16 protein-coding genes are annotated in these 16,236 nt (G+C 69.7%); 15 read left to right on the top strand and 1 reads right to left on the bottom strand.

The genetic code is table 11. From position 1 onward, the window contains the following. Nucleotides 1-9: 9 nt before the first annotated feature. On the bottom strand, nucleotides 10-840 hold the full coding sequence (locus CupriaWKF_RS29395; RefSeq protein ID WP_276101933.1) for an SDR family NAD(P)-dependent oxidoreductase: 831 nt from the start codon (nucleotides 838-840) through the stop codon (nucleotides 10-12). A gap of 200 nt (nucleotides 841-1,040) precedes the next feature. On the opposite strand from CupriaWKF_RS29395, the gene CupriaWKF_RS29390 reads away from it, so the two are divergent. The 15 genes from CupriaWKF_RS29390 (at nucleotide 1,041) to CupriaWKF_RS29320 (ending at nucleotide 16,188) form a co-directional block, all read left to right on the top strand. Next, a complete protein-coding gene (locus tag CupriaWKF_RS29390; RefSeq protein ID WP_276101932.1) occupies nucleotides 1,041-2,228 on the top strand; it encodes a helix-turn-helix transcriptional regulator in 1,188 nt (395 codons plus the stop codon). A 190-nt stretch (nucleotides 2,229-2,418) separates the two neighbouring features. Continuing rightward, nucleotides 2,419-3,135 (top strand): EthD domain-containing protein, encoded by a 717-nt coding sequence (locus tag CupriaWKF_RS29385; RefSeq protein ID WP_276101931.1) that lies wholly within the window; start codon nucleotides 2,419-2,421, stop codon nucleotides 3,133-3,135. 106 nt (nucleotides 3,136-3,241) lie between these two features. Continuing rightward, complete coding sequence (locus tag CupriaWKF_RS29380; RefSeq protein ID WP_276101930.1) at nucleotides 3,242-4,138, top strand: VOC family protein; 897 nt, start codon at nucleotides 3,242-3,244, stop codon at nucleotides 4,136-4,138. Nucleotides 4,139-4,164: 26 nt separating this feature from the next. Then, nucleotides 4,165-5,055, top strand: coding sequence for a CoA-transferase (locus CupriaWKF_RS29375; RefSeq protein WP_276101929.1), 891 nt, complete (start codon nucleotides 4,165-4,167; stop codon nucleotides 5,053-5,055). Nucleotides 5,056-5,090: 35 nt separating this feature from the next. After that, the gene (locus CupriaWKF_RS29370) at nucleotides 5,091-5,891 is read left to right on the top strand and encodes a ketoacid CoA transferase (RefSeq protein WP_276101928.1); all 801 of its coding nucleotides are present in this window, start codon (nucleotides 5,091-5,093) and stop codon (nucleotides 5,889-5,891) included. Nucleotides 5,892-5,907: 16 nt separating this feature from the next. Continuing rightward, nucleotides 5,908-6,816 carry an enoyl-CoA hydratase gene (locus CupriaWKF_RS29365; protein WP_276101927.1) on the top strand — a complete coding sequence of 303 codons (909 nt, stop codon included), beginning with the start codon at nucleotides 5,908-5,910 and terminating at the stop codon, nucleotides 6,814-6,816. Between the two features lie 8 nt (nucleotides 6,817-6,824). Next, nucleotides 6,825-7,907 carry a nitronate monooxygenase gene (locus CupriaWKF_RS29360; RefSeq protein ID WP_276103276.1) on the top strand — a complete coding sequence of 361 codons (1,083 nt, stop codon included), beginning with the start codon at nucleotides 6,825-6,827 and terminating at the stop codon, nucleotides 7,905-7,907. Nucleotides 7,908-7,926: 19 nt separating this feature from the next. Further along, nucleotides 7,927-8,718 (top strand): enoyl-CoA hydratase family protein, encoded by a 792-nt coding sequence (locus CupriaWKF_RS29355; protein ID WP_276101926.1) that lies wholly within the window; start codon nucleotides 7,927-7,929, stop codon nucleotides 8,716-8,718. Continuing rightward, nucleotides 8,708-9,874 (top strand): acyl-CoA dehydrogenase family protein, encoded by a 1,167-nt coding sequence (locus CupriaWKF_RS29350; protein ID WP_276101925.1) that lies wholly within the window; start codon nucleotides 8,708-8,710, stop codon nucleotides 9,872-9,874. The genes CupriaWKF_RS29355 and CupriaWKF_RS29350 overlap by 11 nt, the downstream gene beginning before the upstream one ends. Nucleotides 9,875-9,893: 19 nt before the next feature. Beyond that, complete coding sequence (locus CupriaWKF_RS29345) at nucleotides 9,894-10,961, top strand: acyl-CoA dehydrogenase family protein (protein ID WP_276101924.1); 1,068 nt, start codon at nucleotides 9,894-9,896, stop codon at nucleotides 10,959-10,961. A 21-nt stretch (nucleotides 10,962-10,982) separates the two neighbouring features. After that, a complete protein-coding gene (locus tag CupriaWKF_RS29340; protein ID WP_276101923.1) occupies nucleotides 10,983-12,134 on the top strand; it encodes an acetyl-CoA C-acetyltransferase in 1,152 nt (383 codons plus the stop codon). A gap of 10 nt (nucleotides 12,135-12,144) precedes the next feature. Next, entirely contained in the window at nucleotides 12,145-13,020 is an 876-nt protein-coding gene (locus CupriaWKF_RS29335) for an SDR family oxidoreductase (protein WP_276101922.1), read from the top strand. A gap of 11 nt (nucleotides 13,021-13,031) precedes the next feature. After that, nucleotides 13,032-14,180: an acyl-CoA dehydrogenase family protein gene (locus tag CupriaWKF_RS29330; RefSeq protein ID WP_276101921.1), complete on the top strand. Its 1,149-nt coding sequence runs from the start codon at nucleotides 13,032-13,034 to the stop codon at nucleotides 14,178-14,180. After that, nucleotides 14,177-15,379: an acyl-CoA dehydrogenase family protein gene (locus tag CupriaWKF_RS29325; protein ID WP_276101920.1), complete on the top strand. Its 1,203-nt coding sequence runs from the start codon at nucleotides 14,177-14,179 to the stop codon at nucleotides 15,377-15,379. Before CupriaWKF_RS29330 ends, CupriaWKF_RS29325 begins: the two co-directional genes overlap by 4 nt. Further along, entirely contained in the window at nucleotides 15,376-16,188 is an 813-nt protein-coding gene (locus CupriaWKF_RS29320) for an SDR family oxidoreductase (protein WP_276101919.1), read from the top strand. Before CupriaWKF_RS29325 ends, CupriaWKF_RS29320 begins: the two co-directional genes overlap by 4 nt. Nucleotides 16,189-16,236 lie beyond the last annotated feature (48 nt).

Below are 16,236 nucleotides of genomic sequence, written 5' to 3'. Positions count from 1 at the left end.
ACGCGGCCGTCAGAGGTTCATGCCGTTGCCGTTGATGACCGGCATGTTGGTCCACGCCCCGTTGGGCTCGCGGTACCAGCCGGCGGCGGCCAGGGCGCCGCCGTTGACGTGCAGGGCCGTGCCGGTGATCCAGGCCGCGCGCGGGCTGGCCAGGAACAGGATGCCGTCGGCAATATCCTGCGGCGTGCCGAAGCGGCCCAGCGGGATCCAGCGCGGGATATGGTGCCGGTGCTCCTCGGCGACCATCTGCGACACAGGGACCTGCGGGGTTTCGGTGGTCTCGGGGGCGATCAGGTTGACGCGGATGCCCGCCGGCGCCAGTTCCAGCGCCAGGCTCTGCGTGAAGCCGGTGATGGCGGCCTTGAAGGCGGCGTAGACGCTGCAGTACGGAATGCCGCGGAAGGCCTCGATCGACGACACGCTGACGATGCTGCCGCCGGCGCTGCGCCGCAGCAGCGGCAGCATGGCGCGCGTGACCGTGAAGACGTGGCCGAGGTTGGCGGCGTAGAGGCTGGCGATCTCGTCGTCGGCGTAGTCCTCGAACGGCTTGGCGATGCGCAGGAAGTCGCCGACGTTGTTGACCAGTACGTCGAGCCGCCCGAAGCGCTGCTCGATCTGCGTGGCCAGTTCGCGCACGGTGCCGGCATTTGCCGCATCTCCCTGTACCACCAGCACGTCGGCGCCGGCCTTGCCCAGCAGCGTGTGGGCATGGTCGGCGCGCTGCGCGTCGATCTCGAGCATCGCCACGCGCGCCCCCTGATCCAGAAAGGCTTGCGCGGTGGCGAGCCCGATGCCGGCGCCGCCGCCGGTGACCAGCACGGTCTTGTCGGTGAAATCCATCTTGGTTGCTCTCCTTCGGTTGCACTGCGGGGATGCACGCATTGAATCGACGGCACGCGCTGCGGGCATCGTCCGATTGCAGGTCAGGGAAAACACCGAGGGCCGCATATTGGCGGGCAGCGGTCCCTATAATTTGCGCTGCCCCAGGTGCCGCAGAGCGCCGGCAGGCACACACGTGGTGTGGAACCAGGAGACAGGGAATGTTGATGGCGACCGTTGAGGCGCGGGAAATGGCGGCGCCTTTGCTTGCGCAGTCGGGCTTGAGCGTCACGCGGTTCGGCGCGCTGCTGGCCGCGGTCTATGAAGGGCCGATGGAACCCGTGCCCTGGGGCCACGCGCTCGAGATGCTGCGCAAGCAACTCGACGCCAGCTATGTGAGCTTTATCCTGCGCTCGCCCGCCAGCGACCGCAGCGGCCTGGCGGTGCATGCTTCGGCGCACGGGACTTCGCTGGAGGCGGAGGCTTCCTACAACAGCTACTACTACGCCATCGATCCCTTCATCAACCTGCCAACCGACCGCGCGGTGACGGTCGACGAAGCGCTGGGCGCCGGCAACTGGTGCCACAGCGAGATCTACCGACAGTTCCTGCAGCCGCTCGGCATCCGCTACCTGCTGGGCGCGGACATCCGTACCGAGGATGGTGTCGAGTGCCGCCTGCGCATCTGCCGCCAGGACGACGCGCAGGACTTCTCCGAAGTGGACAAGGCGACCTGCGGCGCCATCCTGCCGCACCTGAAACGCGCGATCCGGCTGCATTCGCGGCTCGATGTGGTCGAATCCGAGCGCTCGCTCTACGCGGGCGCGATCGACCGCATGCTGGTGGGCATGGTGATCCTCGACGCCGCCGGTGCGATCCTCAAGAAGAATGCGGAGGCTGACGAGATCCTGGCGGATAACGACGGCATCCGCCTCAACGGGAACACCTTCGAGATCGCCTATGCCCAGGAGAGCCGCAAGTTCCAGTACCTGCTGCGCCGTGCGCAGCTGGGGCACCACGGCAGCGAGCCTGCGCTGGCCGAAGCCATGTCGATCACCCGCCCGTCTGGCCGCAGCAAGCTCGGCGTGCTGATCCGCACCATTCCGCTCAGTGAATGGTCGGAAGAAAACCGGCGTCGGCCAGCCTGCGCCGTCTTTATCCGCGATCCCGAGCGCAAGTCGCGCGCCTCGCACGAGGTGGTGCGCAAGCTGTTCGACCTGACCCCCGCCGAAACCGCGCTGGCGCTGGTGCTTGCCGACGGCATGACGCTCGACGAAGCCGCCGAGGCACTTGGCACCAGCAAGAACACGGCACGCGCCCACCTGCGCTCGATCTTCTCCAAGACGGGAGTGACGCGGCAGGCCACGCTGGTGCGCATGCTGCTGAGCAGTGTGGTGACGCTCGGCTGAGCGCCATCGCGTAGTCCGATTGGAGGATGAGCGTCGCCATCCACGCGCCTAGCATGCACAGGACCAGCGGGCGCGGCACCTGGATGGCACGTCGGACGGGCGCGATGCACGCGGTCCGCGCTCGTTCCAGTTCCGCGCACGCTTCAACCTGTCCGGCCACGGCCGGCACCTGTACCAGGGAGCGTGGAGCATGGAAAAAGTCATCTATATCGTCTGGCGCGATGCGCGCACCGAACCGGCGGATTTCGCGCGCCGGCTGCGCACGACGCTCGCGGACAAGCTGCTGGCGCTGGGCGCGCGCGGACTGCAGGTCAACGTGGCGGATGACGCCGTGCTGCCTGCGGCCGGCCTGCGCCAGACCAATACGCGCCCGCAGATGGAAGGGCTGGTCTCGGTCTGGATCGACAGCGCCGTCAATCGCCTGCGCCAGCCATTCGACCAGGCGGTCGACGCAGCGACCGGCCGCATGGCGAGCTATCTCGTCACGGAGTCCCAGCCGATCCGCAATACGCGCTTCCCGGCCGCGCCGGGCGAGCGCACGCCGGGTTTCGCGCAACTGGCTTTCCTGACGCGCCCGCCCCGGCTCACGCCGCAGGCGTGGCTGGACACCTGGCACAACGATCACACAGAGGTGGCCGTCGAGACGCAGGACAACTTCCTCTACGTGCAGAACATGGTGGTGCGGCCGCTCACCTACGCCGCGCCGCTCTACGACGCCATCGTCGAGGAATGCTTTCCCGATGCGGCCATGACCGACCCGCAGGCCTTCTTCGACGCAGTTGGCGATGAAGAGAAGTTCCAGCGCAACCTGCAGGCCATGATGGCAAGCTGCGAGCGCTTCATCGACTTCGACAAGATCGACGTAGTGCCCACCAGCCAGTACATCGTCCGCCCCGCCGCCGCCTGAATCCGGCAACGGATCGGCTAGTCCCACTGGACGATGTGCCGGGTAGCCGCGCACGGAAGAATAGGTCTCATCAGCCAGCAGTGGCAACGAACCTGAGGAGACCCGCATGTTGGATATCCGTGCGCTTGGCTACATCGTGGTCGAGTCCACCGACCTGGGGCAATGGCGGCAGTATGCCGAGCAGGTGCTCGGCATGACCTGCTCCGGTGCCCCCGGCGGTGCCCTGTACGTGAAGATGGACGAACGCGATTACCGCTACCTGGTGGTGCCGGGCGCGCGCGACCGCTACCTGGCGTCCGGGTGGGAACTGGCCGACGAGCAGGCCTACCGGCACGCGCTCGAGACACTGCGCCAGGCCAGCGTGGAAGTAATGCATGCCAGCGCCGCGGAAGTGGCCCAGCGCCGCGTGCAGGCAATGGCCTGGTTCGCCGATCCGTCGGGCAACCGCCACGAGATCTCGTGGGGCATGCGCTCGGACTTCCTGCGCTTCGTCTCGCCGGTCGGCGTGCCGCGCTTCATCACCGATCCGATGGGCGCCGGCCATACCGTGCTGCCGGCGCCGGCGTTCGACGAGACCTACGCCTTCCTGCGTGACGTGATGGGCTTCGGCCTGTCCGACATCTTCCGCGTGCGCTTTACCAGCGATCCCGACGAGCCGGAAAAGCGCATCCACTTCCTGCACTGCGCCAACGGCCGCCACCACAGCCTGGCGATCTTCGAGATGCCGTCCGAGCGCGGCTGCATCCATGTGATGGCCGAGGTGCCGGACATGGCCGAGGTGGGCCGCGCGCTCGATCGCGTGCAGCAGCACGGCGTGAAGCTGTCCGCCACGCTGGGTCAGCACTGCAACGACCGCATGACCTCGTTCTACATGAAGACCCCCGGCGGCTTCGACCTCGAATACGGCCACGGCGGGCTGGTGGTGGACTGGGGCCACCACGCCGCCTACGAAGCCACGCGCGTCAGCCTGTGGGGACACGACTTCAACATCGGATACCGCTAAAGAGCGCCAGACAACGCTACACCGCTATGACCAAGACAATCGACAAGACCATGAGCGCGGCCGACGTGGTCGGCCAGCTCGCCGATGGCATGACCATCGGCATCGGTGGCTGGGGCCCGCGCCGCAAGCCGATGGCGCTGGTGCGCGAGATCCTGCGCTCGCCGCTGAAAGACCTGACCGTGGTCGCTTACGGCGGCCCTGAAGTGGGCATGCTTTGCGCGGCCGGCAAAGTGCGCCGGCTGGTGTTCGGCTTTGTCTCGCTCGACGTGATTCCGCTGGAGCCGTACTTCCGCCAGGCACGCGAGCGCGGCCTGCTGGAGGTGACCGAACTCGACGAAGGCATGCTGCAGCTCGGCCTGCGCGCGGCCGCGGCGCGGCTGCCGTTTCTGCCGACGCGCACTGCGCTGGGCACCGACGTGCTGGCGAAGAACCCGCAGCTGAAAACGGTGCGCTCGCCCTATGCCGACGGCGAGGTGCTGGTGGCGATGCCCGCCATCGCGCTCGACGCCGCGCTGCTGCATGTGAACGAGAGCGACGTGCTTGGCAACACCCGCATCGACGGCCCCGATCCGTTCTTCGACGAATGGTTCGCGCGCGCTGCGCAGCGCTGCTATGTGAGCTGCGAAACGTTGCACCCCCGCCTCGAGGAAGTAGACCTGGCACACGCTCGCAACAACCCGTTCGAACGCTCGCTGGTGACGGGCGTGGTGCACGCGCCCGCCGGTGCCCATCCCACTTCCTGCGCGCCCGCGTATGGCTGGGACCTGCCCGCGCTGAAGGCGTACTGCGCCAGTGCCGAGGCCGACGACGGTTTCCGCAAGTATCGCGATGAGGTGGTGGGCGCCAGCGAGGCGGCCTACCTGGAGCGCATCGGCGGCCTCGGCCACGTGCATGACCTGCCGCTGCCCGTCCTTTGAACCGCCGTTTGAACCCGCCAACCCAAGGAGCGACCGTGAGCGCCACTTATGAATTCACCCGCGCGGAGCTGATGATCGCCGCCGCCGCCCGCGCCTGGACCGACGACGGCGAAGTGCTGGCCACCGGTATCGGCACCGGCCCGCGCATCGCCGCCGGCCTGGCGCGGCTTGCGCACAACCCGGGCCTGCTGATGACCGACGGCGAAGCCTACCTGGTCGAGACGCCGGTGCCGCTGGGCCCGCGCGAGCCCGGCTACAAGGTACGCGCCAGCGGCTGGATGGGCTATTCGCGCGTGTTCGACTGCCTGTGGGGCGGACGGCGCCACGCGCTGGTGATGCCGACGCAGATCGACCGCTTCGGTCAGGCCAATATCTCGTGCCTCGGCGGCACGCATGCGCAGCCCAAGACCCAGCTGCTGGGCGCGCGCGGCTTTCCCGGCAACAGCATCCACCACGCCAATTCCTTCTTCGTGCCCGGGCACAGCACGCGCGCGTTTGTCGGCGGCGAAGTCGACATGGTCTGCAGCGCCGGGTACAACCCCGCGCGCCAGATCGAGGGCATGCGCAGCTTTGTCGACCTGCGCGTGATCGTTACCGACCTGTGCGTGATGGACTTCGGCGGACCTGGCCATGCCATCCGCGTGCGCTCGCTGCACCCGGGCGTGAGCCTCGGGCAGGTACAGGCGGCCACCGGCTTTGCGCTGGCCAATGCCGCTGGCGAGGCCTTGCCCGAGACGGCGCCGCCGACGGCGGAAGAGCTGAAGCTGATCGCACTGCTCGATCCGCACAACCTGCGCGCCACGATCGTGCGCGGCAACCCTTCCGGACGCGCTTGAAAGGGAACACGCCGAGATGACAACGCCAGCCATCGAACCCGCCGCAGCCGTCGATCCTGTCGGCCTGGGCCCCAACGCCGAAGTCCTCTATAGCGTCGCGGACGGCATCGCCACCGTGACCATGAACCGGCCGCAGTACCACAACGCGCAGAACTCGAAGATGACCTATGCGCTGGACGACGCGTACCGGCGCGCCGCCGCGGACGATGCGGTCAAGGTGATCGTGCTGCGCGGCGCGGGCAAGCATTTCTCCGCCGGGCACGACATCGGCACGCCGGGGCGCGACATCAACGAGTCGTTCGAGCGCGCCTCGCTCTGGTACGACCACGTCAACAAGCCCGGCGGCGAATTTCTCTATGCGCGCGAGCAGGAGGTCTACCTCGGCATGTGCCGGCGCTGGCGCGAGCTGCCCAAGCCCACCATCGCGATGGTGCACGGCGCGTGCGTCGCCGGCGGGCTGATGCTCGCCTGGGTGTGCGACCTGATCGTGGCCTCGGACGATGCCTTCTTTGCCGATCCGGTGGTGCGCATGGGCATTCCGGGGGTGGAGTATTTCGCGCATCCCTACGAGCTGCACCCGCGCATCGCCAAGGAATTCCTGTTCATGGGCGAGCGCATGAGCGCCGAACGCGCCGAGCGCATGGGCATGGTCAACCGCGTGGTGCCGCGCGATGCGCTGGAGGAAACGGCCTACGGCATGGCGGCCAAGGTCGCGCAGATGCCCCGGCTGGGCCTGACGCTGACCAAGCAGGCGGTCAACCATGTGGAAGACCTGCAGGGCAAGCGCACGGCGATGGATGCGGTCTTTGCCTGGCACCACTTCGCCCATGCGCACAATGAACTCGTCAGCGGCGACAAGCTCGGCGGCTATGACGCGCGTGCGATGGCGGCGTCGCAACGCACTGGCGGCGAGGAGAAGGCATGAGCGCCGGCATGAGCAACGCGAGCCTGCACACGGTGCTGTGCGACCTGCTGGGCTGCCGTTACCCGATCGTCCAGACGGCGATGGGCTGGGTGGCCGATGCAAAGCTGGTCGCGGCCAGCGGCAACGCGGGGGCGTTCGGCTTCCTGGCCGGCGCCACCATTCCGCCCGGCGAAGTCGAGCAGGAGATCCTGCGCGTCAAGGCACTCAGCGACCGGCCCTTCGGCATCAACTTCCACATGTTTCAGCCCAACGCGGACGAGGTCATCGAGATGGCGATCCGCCACCGGCTGCGCGCGGTCAGCTACGGCCGCGGCCCGGACGCGAAGATGGTAGGCCGGCTCAAGGCGGCGGGGATCGTCTGCATGCCGACGGTCGGCGCCGCCAAGCACGCGGCCAAGGCGGTCGAGCTTGGCGCGGACGTGGTCACCGTGCAGGGCGGCGAGGGCGGCGGCCATACCGGCGGCACGCCGACGACGCTGCTGCTGCCGCAGGTGCTGGACAGCGTCCGCGTGCCGGTGGTGGCGGCGGGCGGCTTCTTCGACGGCCGCGGGCTGGCCGCGGCGCTGGCATACGGCGCGGCCGGCGTGGCCATGGGCACGCGTTTCCTGATGTCGGCCGAATCGCCGGTGCCGGCGCAGACGCTGGAGCGCTACGTCAAGGTGCGCGACCCGGGCCAGATCCGCGTGTCGCTGGCCATCGACGGGCTGCCGCAGCGGATGATCGACAACCCCTTGCTGCTTGAACTGGAGAAGGCAGGTCCCTTGCGGCGCACCTGGCTGGCGCTCGCGGCCGCGCGCAAATGGCAGGCGCGCACCGGTATGCGCAGCGCGCAGATGCTGGCCACCGCCTGGCGCGCCATGCGCGAGCAGGACTACAGCGCCGCGCAGACGCTGATGGCCGCCAACGCGCCGGTGCTGATCCAGCGCGCGATGGTGGAGGGATGCCCGGACGAGGGCGTGCTGCCGAGCGGCCAGGCGGCTGCCGCCATCGGCGCGATCGAATCGTGCGAGCAGATCGTGGCCGGCATTGCCGCGCAGGCGCAGGCACGGCTTGCGGCGCTGGCGGGGACCGCACTGGCTGCAGCGGCCTGATCTAGAGACAGAGGAAACCATGCAAACGAATCACAAGACCGGGCCTTTCCGTATCGACACCGCCGATGGCATTGCCGAACTGGTGATCGACCATCCGCCCGTCAACGCGCTCGACAACGCCGGCTGGCACGCGCTGGCCGCCGCCATCGACCGCCTCGGCGCCGACCCCGCCGTGCGCGTGATCGTGCTGCGCGGCGAAGGCCGTGGCTTTTGCGCGGGCGTCGACATCAAGGAGCTGTCGGCGCACCCGGAGCGCATCGTTGACGTCAACGCCGGCAACTACGCCACCTTCCGCGCCGTGCACCGCAATCCCAAGCCGGTCATCGTGGCCGTGCACGGCTTCGTGCTGGGCGGCGGCATCGGCATCTGCGGCGCCGCCGACATCATCGTCGCGTCGGAGTGCGCGCGCTTTGGCGTGCCGGAGATCGACCGCGGCGCGATGGGCGGCGGCGCGCACCTGCAGCGCATGTTCGGCGTGCAGAAGGTCAGGGCGATGTACTTCACCGGCGAGATGATCAATGCCGCCGAGGCGTATCGCCTTGGCGCGGTCGAGCGCGTGGTGTCCCGCGCGGAGTTGCGCGATGCCGCCATGACCCTGGCCCGCCAGATCGCCACCAAGAGCCCGGCCATGCTGCACCTCGCCAAGGAAGCGCTCAACGGCGTCGAGGACGGCAACCTGGAGGACAAGTACCGCTGGGAGCAGGGCTTCACGCTGCAGGCGTACATGAGCGCGGATTCCGGCGAGGCGCGCGCCGCCTTTGTCGAACGGCGCGAAGCGAGCTTCGCACAAGGGGCGCGCGATGCAGCTTGAATACACCGACGCCCAGCGCGCCTTCCGCGCCGAGGTGCGCGACTGGATGGCCGCGCACGTGCCGCGCACGCCGCTGGCCAGCTTCGACACCGAGGAAGGCTTCGCCCAGCACCGCGCCTGGGAAGCCACGCTCAACCAGGGCCGCTGGAGCATGGTCACCTGGCCGGCCGAGCTGGGCGGGCGCGGCTGCGACCTGATCGAGTGGCTGATCTTCGAGGAAGAGTACTGGCGCGCCGGCGCGCCGATGCGCGTCAACCAGAACGGCATCTTCCTGCTCGGGCCCACGCTGATGGAGTTCGGCACCGAGGCGCAGAAGGCGCGCTTCCTGCCGCGCATGGCCTCGGGCGAGCATATCTGGGCCCAGGGCTGGTCCGAGCCGAACGCCGGCTCCGACATGGCCGCAATCCGCTGCACCGCGATCCGCGATGGCGACGACTATGTGATCAACGGCCAGAAGATCTGGTCGACGCGCGCGGTGTGGGCGGACTGGCTGTTCGGGCTGTTCCGTACCGACCCGGCCTCGACGCGCCACCACGGGCTGACCTTCGTGCTGGTGCCGCTGAATACGCCGGGCATCACCGTGCGCCCGATCCGCCAGCTCAACGGCCAGACCGGCTTTGCCGAGATCTTCTTCGACGACGTGCGCGTGCCGGTGGAAAACCGCCTGGCCGCCGAAGGCGCGGGCTGGCAGGTGGCGATGGCCACGGCCGGTTTCGAACGCGGCCTGATGTTGCGCTCGCCCGCTCGCTTCCAGGAAACCGCGCGCGCGCTGGTCAGGCTGTACCAGGCCAACCGCGAGGCGGCGGACCGCGATCCCTCGCTGCGCGACGCGGTGCTGCGCGCCTGGATGGACGCCGAGGCATACACGCTGTCCACCTATGCCACCGCGAGCCGGCTGGTGCGCGGCGGCCATATCGGCGCGGAGTCGAGCACGAACAAGGTGTTCTGGTCCGAGCTGGACATCCATATGCACGATACCGCGCTGGCCATCCTGGGGCAGGCGGCCGAGGTCGCGCCCGCGGGGCAGGCCCCGGGTTCGCTTGGCCACTGGCTGGACGGCTTCCTGTTCTCGCAGGCCGGGCCGATCTATGCCGGCACCAACGAGATCCAGCGCAACATCGTCGCCGAGCGCCTGCTCGGCATGCCGCGCGCATGACGGCACCGGGGAAAACACCATGGATTTCGCATTGACCGAAGAGCAGGAACAGTTTGCCGAGGCGATCCGGCGCTTCCTGATGACCGAGATGACGCCCGAGCTGACGCGCGAGCTCTGGGGCACCGAGAGCGGCCGCTCCGACGCGCTATGGCGCCAGCTTGCAGAGCAGGGGCTGACCGCGGTGACGGTGCCGCAGGAGCAGGGCGGCCTGGGCCTGGGCGAGGTGGAATGGGCGCCGCTGGCGCAGGCATGCGGCTACTTTGCGCTGCCGGAGCCGCTGCTCGACACTGCGCTGGTGGCTGCCGGCCTGCTGCGCGATGCGCTGGCCGCTGCGCCGGACGTCTCGGCGCGCGAGCGCTGCGCCGCGCTCCTGGAGCGCATCGCCGCCGGCGATGCCCGCATTGCGGTTGCGCACCCGCAGGAGCGGCTGGTGGCCGATGCCCATGTCGCCGATGCCATCCTGTGCGCGCACGAAGGCGCGGTCCACCTGCTGCGGCCGGACCAGGCCACGCTGACCGCGCGCACCGGCCTCGATCCATCACGCCGGCTGTTCGAGCTGGCGTGGACGCCGGCCGCGGACACGGAACTGATCCCCGCCGGCACCGGCCTGTGGGACGCGGCCCTGAACCGCGGCGCGCTCGGCGTGGCCGCGCAGCAGCTGGGGCTCACGCAGCGCATGCTCGACCTGGCGATCGACTACAGCGCCCAGCGCAAGCAGTTCGGCAAGGCCATCGGCGCCTACCAGGCGGTCAAGCACCTGCTGGCCGACGTGGCGATCCAGCTCGAGTTCGCCAAGCCGGTGCTGCTGCGCGCCGCCGCCGCGCTGGCGCATGGCCGGCCCGATGCCGGCCTGCATGTGTCGCATGCCCGCGTGGCGGCCGCGCGCTGCGCATGGAGCGCGGCGCGCCAGGCGATCCAGGTGCATGGCGCGATGGGCTACACCTGGGAGCTGGACCTGCAGATCTTCACCAAACGGGCCTGGGCGCTGGCCGGAAGCTGGGGCGACCGTGCCTTCCACAAGGCGCGCGTGGGCGCGCACATCCTGGACGGCGCCCATGACATCGGCGCCGGAGCGATCTTCGCCTGAATCCATTGAGAGCACATGATCATGAAAGACGCCTATATCGTTGATGCCCTGCGCACGCCCACCGGGCGCCGCAAGGGCGGACTGTCGCACATGCACGGCGCCGACCTGGGCGGCTTCGTGCTGGCCGAGCTGGTGCGCCGCAACGGCATTCCCGCCGAGGATTACGACGACGTAGTGTTCGGCTGCGTCGACACCATCGGCCCGCTGGCCGGCAATATCGCGCGCAGCGCATGGCTGGCCGCCGGCCTGCCGCTGACCGTGCCGGGCGTGACCGTGGACCGCCAGTGCGGCTCGTCGCAGCAGGCCGTGCACTTTGCCGCGCAGGCGGTGATGAGCGGCGCGCAGGACGTGGTGATCGCCGGCGGCGTGCAGACCATGACGCAGATCCCGATCTCGTCGGCGATGCTGGCCGGGCAGGCTCTGGGCTTTCCCGATCCGTTCTCGGGCAGCAAGGGCTGGCAGGCGCGCTTCGGCGATGCGCCGGTATCGCAGTTCCACGCCGCGCAGCGCATTGCCGACCACTGGAAGTTGTCGCGCGAGGCCATGGAAGCCTACGCGCTGGAAAGCCACCAGCGTGCGGCCGCGGCGACCGAGGACGGTCGCTTTGCGCGCGAGATCGTGCCGTGCGAAGGCGTGAAGAAGGACGAGACACCGCGCCCCGATACCACGCTGGCAAAGATGGCCACGCTCGAACCGCTGATGCCGGGCAGCTCGCTGACAGCGGCGGTGTCCAGCCAGACCGCCGACGCCGCCGCCGCGCTGCTGATCGTTTCCGAAGAGGCGCTCAAGCGCTACCAGCTCAAGCCGCGCGCGCGCATCGCGCACATGAGCGTGCTCGGCGACGACCCGCTGTGGATGCTGACCGCGCCGATTCCGGCGACCAGGCGCGCGCTGGAACGGAGCGGCCTGCGCCTGTCGGATATCGACGCGGTCGAGATCAACGAGGCCTTTGCCTCGGTGGCGATGGCGTGGCTGGCCGAGACCGGCTACGCGCCCGAGCGCACCAACCCCAACGGCGGCGCGATTGCACTGGGCCACCCGCTGGGCGCCACCGGCGCGCGCCTGATGACCACGCTGCTGCATGAACTCGAACGCACCGGCGGGCGCTATGGCCTGCAGACCATGTGCGAGGGCGGCGGCCTGGCCAACGTCACCATCATCGAACGGCTGTAAGGAGAGCGCCATGGGAATCTGCGAGGGACGCACCGTCATCATCACCGGCGCCGGCGGCGGGCTGGGCCGCGCCTACGCGCTGGCGTTCGGCGCCGAGGGCGCCAATGTAGTCGTCAACGACATCCGGCGCGAAGCAGCCGAGGCGGTCTGCGCGGAGATCCGCGCAGCCGGCGGCACTGCTCTCGCCAGCGATGACGACATCACGCAACTGGCCACCGCGCAGCGCATCGTCGATGCCGCGGTCGAAGCCTTCGGCGAGGTGCACGTGCTGGTCAACAACGCCGGTATCTGCCGCGACCGCATGTTCCTGAGCCTCACCGAGGCGGACTGGGACGACGTGATGCGCGTTCACCTGCGCGGCCACTTCTGCCTGGCCAACCTGCTGGCCAAGCGCTGGCGCGACGCGGCCAAGGCCGGGCGCGCCGTCGACGCGCGCATCATCAACACCAGTTCCGGCGCGGGGCTGCAAGGCTCGGTCGGGCAGTCCAACTACGCCGCGGCCAAGGCCGGCATCGCCGCGCTGACGCTGGTGCAGGCGGCCGAGCTGGGCCGCTACGGCATCACCGCCAACGCGCTGGCGCCGGCCGCGCGCACCGGCATGACCGAGCAGGTCTTCGCCGACATGATGAAGGCGCCGGAAGACGGCTTCGACTACTACGATCCGGCCAACGTCGCGCCGCTGGTGGTGTGGCTGGGCAGTGCGGATTCGGCACAGGTGACCGGCCGCATGTTCGAGGCGGCCGGCGGCATGGTGTCCGTGGCCGATGGCTGGCGCACCGGCCCGAAGGCCGACAAGGGCGCGCGCTGGCAGCCTGCCGAATTGGGTGCTGCGGTGGCCGGGCTGCTGGCGCAGGCGCAGCCGCCCCAGGCGGTCTACGGCACCTGAGCACGACGGCCATGGATTTCTCCCTTTCTGTCGAACACCAGATGGTCCGCGACAGCGCGCGCGACTACCTCGCCGGGCACAGCGATTCGGCGGCGGTGCGGCGCGTGACCGAGGCGGGGCCGGCGCATGATGACGCGCTGTGGCATGCCCTTGCGGGCGAACTCGGCTGGTGCGGCATCGCGCTGCCCGAAGCGGTGGGCGGTGCCGGCCTGGGCGCACCCGGGCTGGTGCTGCTGCAGGAGCAACTGGGCCAGCGCCTGGCCTGCGTGCCGTTCTGGTCCAACGCCGGCGTGGCGGCGCCCTGGCTGCAGGCCAGCCTCGCGCACAGCGCACCGTGGCTGGAACGGCTGGCTGTGGGCGAGTGCCGTGCGGCCGCGGTGCTGCCGGACGATGGCGGCTGGCATTACGACGGGGTTGCCATCACTGCACAGACCGGCGCGGACGGATTCGCGCTGCGCGGCAGCGCCGCGCAGGTAGCCGATGCCGCCGGCGCCGACTGGCTGCTGGTGCCGGCCCGGCTGGAGAACAAGGAGCCCGCGCTGTTCATGCTGGAACCCGCCGCGCTGGCGCAGGATGCACGACTCACACTGGCTCCTCTCGACACGCTCGACCGCACGCGCCCGCTGGCGTCGCTGCGGCTGGACGGGCTGATCGTTCCCGCAAGCGCCTGCGTGGCGCGCGGGGACGCCGCGGCGCAAGGCCTGGCGCAGGCGTGGTGGCACGGCAAGCTCATGCTGGCGGCCGAGCAGCTCGGCGCGGCCCAGCAATGCCTGGACCTGACCGTTGCCTATGCCTCGGAACGCATCCAGTTCGGCCGCGCCATCGCCTCGTTCCAGGCGGTCAAGCACCGCTGCGCGCAGATGATGGTGCTGGTCGAGGCGGCGCGCTCGGCAGTGTACGGCGCGGCGTCGGCATGGGAATCGGCGGACATGGCCGACGCCCGGCTTGAGATCGCCGCCGCCGCCGTCGCGGCCGACGAAGCGCTGCGCTTCAGCGCGCAGGAAGCCATCCAGCTGCATGGCGGGGTCGGCTTCACCTGGGAATACGACCCCCAGCTCTATTTCAAGCGCGCGCAGGCCGCCAGCCACTGGCTGGGCGGTGCCGGCGCCGCGCTCGCCTATCTCGCGGACCACGGCCCGCAAGCCTGGAGGACAGCATGACCGCCCATGAAGAGTCGGCATTCCGCGCCGAGGTGGCGCAGTGGATGGCCGCCAACCTGGCCGGCGAATTCGCCTGCCTGAAGCACCGCGGCGGTCCTGGCGACGAAGACGCCTTTCCCGAGCTGTGCAAGGCATGGGAGCGGCGTCTGGCCGAGGGCGGCTGGACCGGCCTCGGTTGGCCACGCGCGCATGGCGGACGTGACCTGCCGGTGATGCAGCAGGTGATCTTCCACGAGGAGTACGCGCGCGCTGGCGGCCCGGGCCGCATGGGGCATATCGGCGAAGGCCTGATCGGCCCGACCCTGATCGCCTTCGGCAGCGAGGACCAGAAGGCGCGCCTGCTGCCCGGCATCCGCAACGGCACCACGTTCTGGTGCCAGGGCTATTCGGAGCCCGGCGCAGGCTCGGACCTGGCCAATGTGCGCACGCGCGCGGTGCGCGATGCCGCCAGCGGCGACTGGCTGGTCAGCGGCCAGAAGGTCTGGACCTCGCTCGCGCACGATTCCGACTGGATCTTCGTGCTGGCGCGCTGCGAGCCCGGCTCGCGCGGCAGCAAGGGGCTGATCTTCCTGATGCTGCCGCTGGACCAGCCCGGCATCGAGATCCGTCCGATCCGGCAGATGGGCGGCGGCGCGGAATTCAATGAGGTGTTCTTCGACGGCGCGCGCGCCGCGGCGGCCGATGTGCTGGGCGAGCCCGGCGACGGCTGGCGCATCGCGATGGCGCTGCTCGGGTTCGAGCGTGGCATTTCCACGCTCGGCCAGCAGATGCAGTTCACGCACGAGCTGGAATGGGTGGCGCAGGCCGCACGCGACAACGGCAGCAGCCGCGACGCGCTGGTGCGCCAGCGCATCGCGCGCGCCTGGGCCGGACTGCGCGTGATGCGCGCCAATGCGCTGCGCATGCTGGCCGGCGCCGCGCAGGCGGGCCAGGACGGCGGCACCGCACTGCAGCGCGAGGCGCTGATCTACAAGTACTACTGGTCCAACTGGCACCGCGACCTGGGCCAGCTCGCGCTCGACGTGCTGGGCCCGCTGGCCAACGTGCTCGATGCCGCCGACGCACGCCGCACCCGCCTGCAGCAGATGGCGCTGTTCTCGCGCGCCGACACCATCTACGCCGGCACCAACGAAATCCAGCTCAACATCATCGCCGAACGCGGCCTTGGCATGCCGCGCGAAGCACGAGGACAGTCATGACCCTGAATCACGAAGCCCACCAAGCTCCCTCCGCACCGGCTTATGTGCCCGGCCACCAGCTGCTTGCCGGCAAGAGCGTACTCATCACCGCGGCCGCGGGCGTCGGCATCGGCTTTGCCGCCGCGCGCCGGTGTGCGGAGGAGGGCTGCCGCGCGCTGATGATCTCCGACATCCATCCCAAGCGGCTGGACGAGGCGGTAGCGCGCCTGCGTGCGGAATCCGGCCTGCAGGCGGTCCATGGCCAGCTTTGCGATGTGTCCGACGAAGCACAGGTACGCGCGCTCGTGGCCGCCGCGGAAGAGGCGCTCGGCGGCACCGACGTGCTGATCAACAACGCCGGCCTGGGCGGCTCGCGCCGCCTAGTTGATATGGACGATGCCGAGTGGTCGCGCGTGCTCGATATTTCCCTCACCGGCACCTTCCGCATGACGCGCGCGATGTTGCCGCACATGCAGGCGCGCCGGCGCGGCGCCATCGTCAACAACGCGTCGGTGCTTGGCTGGCGCGCGCAGAAGGAGCAGTCGCACTACGCCGCGGCCAAGGCCGGGGTGATGGCCCTGACGCGCTGCAGCGCGATGGAGGCCGCCGAGTTCGGCGTGCGCATCAATGCGGTGGCGCCCAGCATCGCGCTGCACGACTTCCTGAAGAAGTCGGCGCCGGCCGACCTGCTGCGCCAGCTCAGCGAGCGCGAAGCGTTCGGGCGCGCGGCGGAAGTGTGGGAGGTGGCCAACGTGATGGTGTTCCTGGCCAGCGACTATGCCTCGTACATGACCGGCGAGGTGCTGCCGGTGAGCAGCCAGCGCGCCTGAACGGAAGCAAGACCGGGCAGCACAGCCGGAATCGGGAACAAGAGTAGG

The sequence above is a fragment of the Cupriavidus sp. WKF15 genome (assembly GCF_029278605.1).
Taxonomy (GTDB): Bacteria; Pseudomonadota; Gammaproteobacteria; order Burkholderiales; family Burkholderiaceae; genus Cupriavidus.
This window is presented reverse-complemented; position numbering and strand designations above follow the sequence as displayed.

Bases quoted from the DNA above. Each gene is read 5' to 3' on its own strand.
- CupriaWKF_RS29395 (WP_276101933.1), bottom strand. From the start codon at position 840: ATGGATTTCACCGACAAGACCGTGCTGGTCACCGGCGGCGGCGCCGGC.
- CupriaWKF_RS29390 (WP_276101932.1), top strand. From the start codon at position 1,041: ATGTTGATGGCGACCGTTGAGGCGCGGGAAATGGCGGCGCCTTTGCTT.
- CupriaWKF_RS29385 (WP_276101931.1), top strand. From the start codon at position 2,419: ATGGAAAAAGTCATCTATATCGTCTGGCGCGATGCGCGCACCGAACCG.
- CupriaWKF_RS29380 (WP_276101930.1), top strand. From the start codon at position 3,242: ATGTTGGATATCCGTGCGCTTGGCTACATCGTGGTCGAGTCCACCGAC.
- CupriaWKF_RS29375 (WP_276101929.1), top strand. From the start codon at position 4,165: ATGACCAAGACAATCGACAAGACCATGAGCGCGGCCGACGTGGTCGGC.
- CupriaWKF_RS29365 (WP_276101927.1), top strand. From the start codon at position 5,908: ATGACAACGCCAGCCATCGAACCCGCCGCAGCCGTCGATCCTGTCGGC.
- CupriaWKF_RS29360 (WP_276103276.1), top strand. From the start codon at position 6,825: ATGAGCAACGCGAGCCTGCACACGGTGCTGTGCGACCTGCTGGGCTGC.
- CupriaWKF_RS29355 (WP_276101926.1), top strand. From the start codon at position 7,927: ATGCAAACGAATCACAAGACCGGGCCTTTCCGTATCGACACCGCCGAT.
- CupriaWKF_RS29350 (WP_276101925.1), top strand. From the start codon at position 8,708: ATGCAGCTTGAATACACCGACGCCCAGCGCGCCTTCCGCGCCGAGGTG.
- CupriaWKF_RS29345 (WP_276101924.1), top strand. From the start codon at position 9,894: ATGGATTTCGCATTGACCGAAGAGCAGGAACAGTTTGCCGAGGCGATC.
- CupriaWKF_RS29340 (WP_276101923.1), top strand. From the start codon at position 10,983: ATGAAAGACGCCTATATCGTTGATGCCCTGCGCACGCCCACCGGGCGC.
- CupriaWKF_RS29335 (WP_276101922.1), top strand. From the start codon at position 12,145: ATGGGAATCTGCGAGGGACGCACCGTCATCATCACCGGCGCCGGCGGC.
- CupriaWKF_RS29330 (WP_276101921.1), top strand. From the start codon at position 13,032: ATGGATTTCTCCCTTTCTGTCGAACACCAGATGGTCCGCGACAGCGCG.
- CupriaWKF_RS29325 (WP_276101920.1), top strand. From the start codon at position 14,177: ATGACCGCCCATGAAGAGTCGGCATTCCGCGCCGAGGTGGCGCAGTGG.
- CupriaWKF_RS29320 (WP_276101919.1), top strand. From the start codon at position 15,376: ATGACCCTGAATCACGAAGCCCACCAAGCTCCCTCCGCACCGGCTTAT.